This window comes from Laedolimicola sp., from assembly GCF_051972735.1.
GTDB classification, from domain to species: domain Bacteria; phylum Bacillota; class Clostridia; order Lachnospirales; family Lachnospiraceae; genus Laedolimicola; species Laedolimicola intestinihominis.
On sequence record NZ_JBOKYU010000068.1, the window covers coordinates 1 to 7790 of the forward strand.

Here is a 7790-nt window from a genome sequence, read left to right on the forward strand (position 1 = left end):
ATTTTATATGTCACCGCTGTATCAGTGGTAACTAACGGAGAGGGTGGGATTCGAACCCACGCGCCCTTTCGGACAAACGGTTTTCAAGACCGCCTCGTTATGACCACTTCGATACCTCTCCACACTCTGACGTGTTTTCCGCCCTTGCGTGGCGACAAAATGTATTCTATCATCACCAGTCGACAATGTCAACAACTTTTTTCATTTTTTTATATTTTCTTTACAAACCTATCTTTTGCCCTGCTTTCAGCAGGCGGAACAGGCGCAAAGCTGCCTGGTAATACAGGGTTTCCGCATTGGCAAAGGCATCCTCGGCAGACATGAAACCATTTACCGTAGTTAATATAGAAAGAATTCCATGCTCATAAATCTGTTCCGCGCCTTCTCCCATGCCTCCCACCAGAGCTACTGCAGGAACCCTGCGGCGCAGACAGCGATCGCCCACTCCCTGTACCACTTTGCCATAACAGGACTGCCAGTCGGTACAGCCCTCCCCGGTTACTACCAGAGATACACCCTCCAGCCAGCTGTCAAACCCGATCAAATCCAGTACAGTCTCGATGCCGGAGCGAAGCTCTGCGCGAAGGAATACCAGCAGCGCAGCGCCCAGTCCTCCTGCTGCGCCGGAACCCGGAATGGTATCCGGATTAATTCCATATGTTCGGATAAGGATATCCCGGTAATTCTCCATGCCGCGCTCAAGACGTTCCAGTATCTCCGGCGTCCCGCCCTTCTGCAGTCCGAAGGTATAGGTAGCCCCATGTTCTCCGCAGAGAGGATTTGTCACATCGCACATAACCGTAAAACGGGTATCCGCAAGTCGGCTGTCCAGTTCACTGTCATCTATCTCGGCCAGATATTCCAGATCGGAACCATTTCCCATAAGCTCCCGACCCTCCCGGTCAAGGAAACGGACGCCCAGCGCGCGCATACAGCCCATACCGCCGTCATTGGTGGCGGATCCGCCGATGGCAATGGTGATATCACGAAAGCCTCTGTCCAGGGCGTCACGAATCAGTTCACCGGTTCCGTAGGAGCTTGTATACAGGGGATTCTTCTTTTCCGACGGCACAAGGGCATAGCCGGATGCAAGCGCCATCTCAATGACTGCCCTGTTCTCATCCAGCTTTCCATAATAAGCGGTTCGATTCTGCATGAGGGGATCCGAAACCTCGACATAGAGCTTTTCTCCCTGTACTGCTTTGATCACTGCTTCTGCTGTCCCTTCCCCGCCGTCAGCTACCGGAATACTCTCGCAGCTGCAGGAGGGAAATACCTCTTTTGCGGCCCTGGTCAGAATCCTTCCCGTAGCTTCACTGGATAACGTTCCTTTGAATGAATCTGACGCAAACAGAAATTTCATCACTGTCCTGTTCTCCTGATTTTCCGAATATAAGGTCTCTTTGCTTCTACGAATACTCTATTTCTGATTGTGTAAAAAGGTCGCGGCGATCTTCAGATCCTCCGGCGTGGTCAGCTTGATATTCTCGTAGGAGCCTTCCACCAGCTTCACCTTTGTATCCGTAAATGCTTCCACAATCATGGCGTCATCCGTCACATCACTGCGGCCGCTCTGCTCCAGAGCCGCGTAGGCCTCGTAAGCCAGACGGAAATCAAATACCTGCGGGGTCTGCACATTCCATACCCGGCTGCGGGCCGGAGTTTCGGACACAAAACCATCCGTGTCGGCGATTTTGACCGTATCTTTACTGGGCATGCCGACTACACAGGCGTGATATGCTTCTACCGCGTCAAAGGCACGGCGCAGAATCTCTTCATTTACAAAAGGACGCACGCCATCATGAATGAATACAAAGCCATCCTTTTCTTCTTCACGCAGGCTTTTTTCAAGCGCTTTGAGGCCGTTCCAGACCGAAGCGTAGCGCTCATGGCCACCTGCCACGACTGCACACACCTTATCAAAATGGTATTTTTCTACGATTTCTGATTTGACATAGTCTATTTCTGTCTCGCCGGTCACCAGAAGAATCTGATCGATGAGCGGGGATTCCTGAAAGGCCCGGATAGAATAATAGACGATGGGGTGTCCCTCCAGTTCCAGAAACTGCTTGTGAACCTGGCCACCCATCCGTTTTCCCTGACCTGCTGCCAGGACGATGGCCGCGCATGATTTTCTCTTCATATCATATCTCCTACCATACTCTTATGTATCTATACCTGTACTCTACAAACACCTTTTTCTATAAACAGGGCCCGTATCATACGATACTATATCTCAGCAATGAAACAGACAGCAACATACATTACCGCCCGCCCAGCTTCAAATTCGGAACCGCGTTCAAGTCAAGACCGTCCCGTTTTCCCGCGATAAATTCATAATAAGCTGCCGATCCAATCATTGCCGCGTTGTCCGTACAGAAAATCGGAGACGGATGATAAAATTCAATCTGACGCTCCGCACACGCCTTTTCGAAGGCCGCACGAAGAGCGGAATTGGACGCCACGCCGCCGGCAATGGCAAATTTATTGAGGCCGCTCTCTTTGACTGCAATCATGGCGTGCTCCACCAGCACATCGCAGACTGCCTTCTGGAAGGAGGCCGCCACATCGGCGCGGTTGACCTCGATTCCCTTCATCTGGCAGCCGTTCAGATAATTCAGCACGGCTGACTTCAGGCCGCTGAAGCTGAAGTCGTAGGGAGAATCCTCGAATTTCGGGCGTGGAAACGCAATGGCCTCCGGGTTTCCTTCCTTCGAAATCTTATCAATCTTCGGACCGCCCGGATAACCCAGGCCAATGGCGCGGGCCACTTTATCAAAGGCCTCTCCGGCCGCGTCGTCACGGGTCCGTCCCAGAATCTCGTATTTTCCATAATCCCGCACAACAACCAGATGGGTGTGTCCGCCGGATACCACCAGGCACACAAAGGGCGGCTCCAGATCCAAATTTTCGATATAGTTGGCGGAAATATGTCCTTCGATATGATGTACGCCCACCAGCGGCAGCTTTTTTGCATAGCTGATGGCTTTCGCTTCGGCCACTCCCACCAGCAGCGCGCCCACCAGCCCCGGACCATAGGTGACGCCTATGGCGTCCAGATCGTCCAAAGTCATATTTGCTGTAGTCAGGGCTTCCTCAATGACCTGATTGATGCGCTCGATATGCTTCCGGGACGCGATCTCCGGAACCACGCCGCCATACAGGGTGTGCAGATCAATCTGGGAGGAAATCACATTGGAGAGCACTTCCCGGCCATTTTTCACCACGGAGGCCGCGGTCTCGTCGCAGGAGCTCTCAATTCCCAGGATATAGATATCTTTTTTCGTATTCATCGTCTCACTCATTTTTCTTCATCCTCAAAATCCAGTTCTATGGATTTTCTGTCCTTTCCGGCCACTGCGCGCGGGAATATCTTGCGTACCTCGTCCATGTATTCTTCAGGCCGGGTCAGGGACGGACTGTAATGGGTCAGCCACATCTCCTTCACATCTGCCTCTTTCGCAAGACGGGCCGCTTCGTAAAAGGTCATGTGTTTATTGGCGACTGCTTTCGCCTGCTTGTCCTTCTCGCCATACATACCCTCGCAGATAAAAAGATCCGCGTCCTTCGCATTTCTGGAAATGGACTCTGTAGGCCGGGTATCCGTACAATACACCAGCTTAATGCCCTTCCGGGGCGCTCCCATAACCATATCCGGCGTATACACCGTTCCGTCCGCCTCGATGGTTTCCCCCTTCTGCAGACGATTCCAGAAATTTTTCGGAATGTTCAGGCTCTGAGCCTGCTCCAGATTGAATTTGCCCGCCCGCTTAATCTCAATGGAATAACCGTAGCAGGTCACGTTATGATTGACCCGGAATGCTTTGATATGATAACCGTTCAGCTCCAGCTCCTCTTCCGCCTTTGTCAGTTCGATAAATTCAATGGGAAAGGGCAACTCCGGCGCGATGACGCGTAAAGCGTTGACCACCCGTTCCAGCCCCTTGGGTCCCACTAACGTCAGCGGCTCCGTCCGCTCCGCATTTCCCATGGTGAGCAGAAGTCCCGGCAGGCCGCTGATATGATCCCCGTGGAAATGGGTAAAGCAGATCACATCAATAGGCTTAAAGCTCCAGCCCTTTTCCTTTACCGCTATCTGCGTTCCCTCTCCACAGTCTATCAGTACACTGCTTCCGTTGTATCGCATCATCAGCGCTGTCAGCCAGCGATAGGGCAACGGCATCATACCTCCGCTTCCCAGCAAACATACATCTAACATTCCTGTCTCCTAATCTTCCTATCTTATAACCATTCGCTCTGTTCTGTCCGCGTCACAGGGACTTTAAACTGCCCGGTAATGCGATCATAACATGCCTCACACAGATCAAAACTGTCCTGTTCTCCATCCCTTTCGGACTCGTACCCCCAGCTTTGCCGCACAGCACAGACTCCCTCCAGTGGAATACCGCCGCGCAGGGCAATGACTTTACCGCAGCTATTACAAATCAGTCTGGTTAAAATTTTTGTCTCTGTCATCTTATACTCACGCATCTTATTCCTCCCGCCGCTTTCGCAGCCCTGTGTCATTCCGCCGCGCTATCCTCTGGCGCGCGACCGGAATCTACGTTTTTATTTTACGTGAATATTCTACATAATCCGCTTTTTTCTGCCTAGTGGAAATGGTTGTCAATCTTATGTCAACCTTTTACCATGATCACGGCGTCCTCCACCGGCTGCTCATAAAAGCCCTTCCGGATTCCCACCCGGGTAAAGCCGCTCCGTTCATACAGATGAATGGCCGGTTCATTGTCGGCGCGTACCTCCAGGATATAGCGCTCCAGCCCCCGTTCCTTTCCGTAGGAACACAATTTTTCCAGAAGCTTTCCGGCAATTCCCTGCCCCCGCAGCTCCTTCTTTACGGCCACGTTGGTGATTTCCCCTTCTTCAAAGCTCTGATAACAGACACAGTAGCCTGCCACCTGGCCGTCCTGTATGGCAGCCAGCAGGATCGTGTGCTCCAGTCCGAGGCTTTCCCGAAAGGCCTGCTCCGACCAGGGCGGGGTGATGGCTTCTTTCTCGATAGCCACTACCTCTGCCAGATCTGCTTCCTCCATAAGGCGGATTTCCGGCTCGCTCATGCCTGCTCTCCTGACGCCTGATTTTCCTGCTCTCTTTTCAATTTCTCCTGCTCCGCGCGTTCCCGCTCTGCCTGGGACAGACGCAGGTAATCGGGACGGTGCTCCGCCGCTGTCTCTGTCTTTCCGGCGCGGACATAGGATACGGCCAGCATGGCTACCGCTGCAGCCCGCTGCTTATTGACATGAGCCGGGGCAAAGGAGAAACTTACGCCCTTCATGAGCTCGTCAGTCAGTACCTGGCGGAAGACCGGCACGCCGTCACCCAGGAAAATTACATCCTTTTCAAGTTTACATAACTTCTCTGCAATTACTTCGATGCCGACTGCCATCTGAGGCTCCAACACCACCAGCTTGTCTCCCTGAAATTCGTAAATACCGGTATAAACCTGATTTCTGCGGGCGTCCATCAGCGGGCAGATAATTTTATCGGTTCCGTATAAATTATAAGCCAGGGCGTCCACAGTAGGAATGTGTACCAGCGGCTTGCCGAGCGCCAGACCAAGTCCCTTGGCAGTTGCAGAACCGATGCGCAGTCCCGTAAAGGAACCGGGTCCTCCTGCCACGGCAATGGCATCGATGGCGTTCAGATCCAGTTCGATCATATTGGCAATCTCGTCCAGCATGGGGAGCAGGGTCTGGGAATGGGTCTTCTTGTAGTTGACCGTGTACTCCGCCAGGAGATTGCTATTGGTGCCGTCATCCTCTACCACTGCCACGGACGCAACCAGTCCTGAGCTGTCCAGTCCTAATATCTTCATGTTATTCCATCTCCTCCACGGTTATTTTCCGGTAATCAAAGCCCTTTTCCAGATCTTTTTCAATCAGAATCTCTGTGCGCTTCTTCGGGAGCAGCTCCTCAATGAGCTCCGCCCACTCAATCAGGCAGACACCCTCGCCATAGAAATAATCCTCATAGCCGATTTCGTCCATTTCCTCGATATCGCCGATACGGTACACATCGAAATGATAGAAAGGAAGGCGGCCATCCTCATATTCCTGTACGATGGTGAAGGTGGGACTGTTTACATGCTCGGTGACGCCCAGGCCCTTCGCAAATCCCTGGGTAAATACGGTCTTACCCACGCCCAGGTCGCCGGTCAGGGTGTAAACGGTTCCGGGAACGGCTTTCCGACCCAGCATCTCACCAAAGGCTCTGGTGTCTGTCTCTGAAAATGTTTCCTTTATCATCTTAATACCTCATATAAATCTTCGTAACAAAATATAAGAAGCAGCCTTTGCAGTTTCGCTTTCACTCATTGCTCGCAAAACAAAAGCCCCGCAGAAGCTGCGAGGCTCTTGTTTGCTTTTTTGGCCGTTTCTGCGGCTTTATTATAGCATTTCCCTTTTGTACTGTCCAGTGATTCCGTGAGTACCTAGTGCTTTTTCAGAATCGGACTGATATGCTTGTAGAGCAGCATGGTAATGGCGGATACCACCACGCCCTTCAGGATGTTGAACGGCACGACCGCGAAGAACACCAGGGTCCAGACGCTGTGAATACTGCTGTTGATGGCGGTTCCCATACCGATGATCGCGTCCATGGGCATGCCAAACAGTTCAGAGAACTTCGGCAGCAGATAGAGGGCGTTGAAGCCGCTTCCGAAAATGGTCATAATCAGAGTTCCCAGCGCCAGGCCGCAGATGGCCATTTTCTTATTCTTTCTTATGTAATATACGATGGAAGCCGGGAGTACCAGGCTGCAGCCCACCACGAAGTTCGCAAAGTCGCCGACAAATGCGGTCGTCGTTCCCTTCAGCACAAGCTTCAAAAGCACCTTACAGAGTTCGGTGGCCACGCCTGCCACAGGTCCCATGGCGAAGGCACAGATCAGTACCGGAATTTCGCTGAAATCCAACTCGTAGAAGCTGGGCGCAAACCACAGGGGCAGCTCAAAAAGCATCAGTACCGCCGCAATCGCTGAAAATACGCCAACCAGTGCCACCCGACGAGCCGGGGAATTGGTTCGAGCCATGGAATTTTTCTGCCGGAGAGCCTTCTCCGTCAGGCCGGCTACCACAAAAATCGCCACCACAATCACCAGGCAGACGCCTAAAAAGGCCAGATTGTCCTTTACACTTTGCATTAAGTTTGTCATGTTACATTTCTCCTTTTCCGAATAAAGATTAGAAAGGATAATTCTTTAAGGTTTTCGCGGCATCTACGTTCCACTTCGGTCGGTGCTGAACAAGCGCCACAGGCGCTTAGCACCGCCAAGGTCTCGTGCAAGCACGGACTTTGGCTCGTTGCCCGCGAAAAAAGCCCTGAGTATAACTGTACTCAGGGCCATAAAAGCAAAGCAAATAAACATACGCTTCGTTTTCTTCTCTCATCCAGACTTTACTGTCGGTATCGGAATCTCACCGATTCAACCATATCTCCTACGGATACGGCTCGCGGACTTTACCGCCGGTCGGGAATTGCACCCTGCCCTGAAGAATTAACCATATTCTGTTTTGTATTATATTCCCATCCGAATATTTTCGCAAGTACTTTTCCGCATAAATTTTCAATTTTCAACGCATATTGTAAACATGATGAAAAAACGATTTATTTTTTGCGGCCTTCTGGGCTGGTGTCTGGAAATTTTCTGGACAGGTATTCATTCTCTTCTTGACGGACATGCGACAATGATGGGAAAAACTTCTCTTTTGATGTTTCCGATATACGGCTGTGCAGCTTTTATTGAACCTGTTTATCGCAGAATATCATAT

The 7790-nt window shown here is 51.5% G+C and carries 9 protein-coding genes, 1 tRNA gene, 1 pseudogene and 1 riboswitch; of the genes and pseudogenes, 1 reads left to right on the forward strand and 10 read right to left on the reverse strand.

Annotated features, from left to right (window positions below; translation table 11 throughout):
* Positions 1-35: 35 nt before the first annotated feature.
* The 10 genes from ACTRC3_RS11120 to ACTRC3_RS11165 all read right to left on the reverse strand — a co-directional run bounded on the left by ACTRC3_RS11120 (position 36) and on the right by ACTRC3_RS11165 (position 7174).
* Positions 36-121: transfer RNA gene (locus ACTRC3_RS11120), tRNA-Ser, on the reverse strand.
* A gap of 99 nt (positions 122-220) precedes the next feature.
* Entirely contained in the window at positions 221-1363 is a 1143-nt protein-coding gene (locus tag ACTRC3_RS11125; RefSeq protein ID WP_440323121.1) for a glycerate kinase family protein, read from the reverse strand.
* A gap of 57 nt (positions 1364-1420) precedes the next feature.
* Positions 1421-2143: a 2-C-methyl-D-erythritol 4-phosphate cytidylyltransferase gene (gene ispD / locus ACTRC3_RS11130; RefSeq protein WP_440323116.1), complete on the reverse strand. Its 723-nt coding sequence runs from the start codon at positions 2141-2143 to the stop codon at positions 1421-1423.
* Positions 2144-2264: 121 nt separating this feature from the next.
* The gene (gene tsaD, locus ACTRC3_RS11135; RefSeq protein ID WP_440323117.1) at positions 2265-3305 is read right to left on the reverse strand and encodes a tRNA (adenosine(37)-N6)-threonylcarbamoyltransferase complex transferase subunit TsaD; all 1041 of its coding nucleotides are present in this window, start codon (positions 3303-3305) and stop codon (positions 2265-2267) included.
* Positions 3302-4219, reverse strand: a complete 918-nt coding sequence (locus ACTRC3_RS11140) for a ribonuclease Z (RefSeq protein ID WP_440323118.1) — start codon at positions 4217-4219, stop codon at positions 3302-3304. Before ACTRC3_RS11140 ends, tsaD begins: the two co-directional genes overlap by 4 nt.
* 23 nt (positions 4220-4242) lie before the next feature.
* Positions 4243-4491, reverse strand: coding sequence for a hypothetical protein (locus ACTRC3_RS11145; protein ID WP_349165514.1), 249 nt, complete (start codon positions 4489-4491; stop codon positions 4243-4245).
* Between the two features lie 146 nt (positions 4492-4637).
* Positions 4638-5078 carry a ribosomal protein S18-alanine N-acetyltransferase gene (rimI, locus tag ACTRC3_RS11150; RefSeq protein WP_440323119.1) on the reverse strand — a complete coding sequence of 147 codons (441 nt, stop codon included), beginning with the start codon at positions 5076-5078 and terminating at the stop codon, positions 4638-4640.
* A complete protein-coding gene (gene tsaB, locus ACTRC3_RS11155; protein ID WP_440323120.1) occupies positions 5075-5836 on the reverse strand; it encodes a tRNA (adenosine(37)-N6)-threonylcarbamoyltransferase complex dimerization subunit type 1 TsaB in 762 nt (253 codons plus the stop codon). The genes rimI and tsaB overlap by 4 nt, the downstream gene beginning before the upstream one ends.
* Position 5837: 1 nt before the next feature.
* Complete coding sequence (gene tsaE / locus ACTRC3_RS11160) at positions 5838-6266, reverse strand: tRNA (adenosine(37)-N6)-threonylcarbamoyltransferase complex ATPase subunit type 1 TsaE (protein ID WP_178038287.1); 429 nt, start codon at positions 6264-6266, stop codon at positions 5838-5840.
* Between the two features lie 185 nt (positions 6267-6451).
* Positions 6452-7174 (reverse strand): ECF transporter S component, encoded by a 723-nt coding sequence (locus tag ACTRC3_RS11165; protein WP_349165511.1) that lies wholly within the window; start codon positions 7172-7174, stop codon positions 6452-6454.
* A 219-nt stretch (positions 7175-7393) separates the two neighbouring features.
* Positions 7394-7520: riboswitch (FMN riboswitch) on the reverse strand.
* A 90-nt stretch (positions 7521-7610) separates the two neighbouring features.
* Between ACTRC3_RS11165 and ACTRC3_RS11170 the strand changes: the two are divergent.
* Positions 7611-7790 (forward strand): annotated as a pseudogene (locus ACTRC3_RS11170) (putative ABC transporter permease); the annotation flags it as partial.

Coding starts and splice junctions, on each gene's coding strand:
- ispD (WP_440323116.1), bottom strand. CDS start 2,143: ATGAAGAGAAAATCATGCGCGGCCATCGTCCTGGCAGCAGGTCAGGGA.
- ACTRC3_RS11125 (WP_440323121.1), bottom strand. CDS start 1,363: ATGAAATTTCTGTTTGCGTCAGATTCATTCAAAGGAACGTTATCCAGT.
- ACTRC3_RS11165 (WP_349165511.1), bottom strand. CDS start 7,174: ATGACAAACTTAATGCAAAGTGTAAAGGACAATCTGGCCTTTTTAGGC.
- tsaB (WP_440323120.1), bottom strand. CDS start 5,836: ATGAAGATATTAGGACTGGACAGCTCAGGACTGGTTGCGTCCGTGGCA.
- ACTRC3_RS11145 (WP_349165514.1), bottom strand. CDS start 4,491: ATGCGTGAGTATAAGATGACAGAGACAAAAATTTTAACCAGACTGATT.
- tsaE (WP_178038287.1), bottom strand. CDS start 6,266: ATGATAAAGGAAACATTTTCAGAGACAGACACCAGAGCCTTTGGTGAG.
- ACTRC3_RS11140 (WP_440323118.1), bottom strand. CDS start 4,219: ATGTTAGATGTATGTTTGCTGGGAAGCGGAGGTATGATGCCGTTGCCC.
- tsaD (WP_440323117.1), bottom strand. CDS start 3,305: ATGAGTGAGACGATGAATACGAAAAAAGATATCTATATCCTGGGAATT.
- rimI (WP_440323119.1), bottom strand. CDS start 5,078: ATGAGCGAGCCGGAAATCCGCCTTATGGAGGAAGCAGATCTGGCAGAG.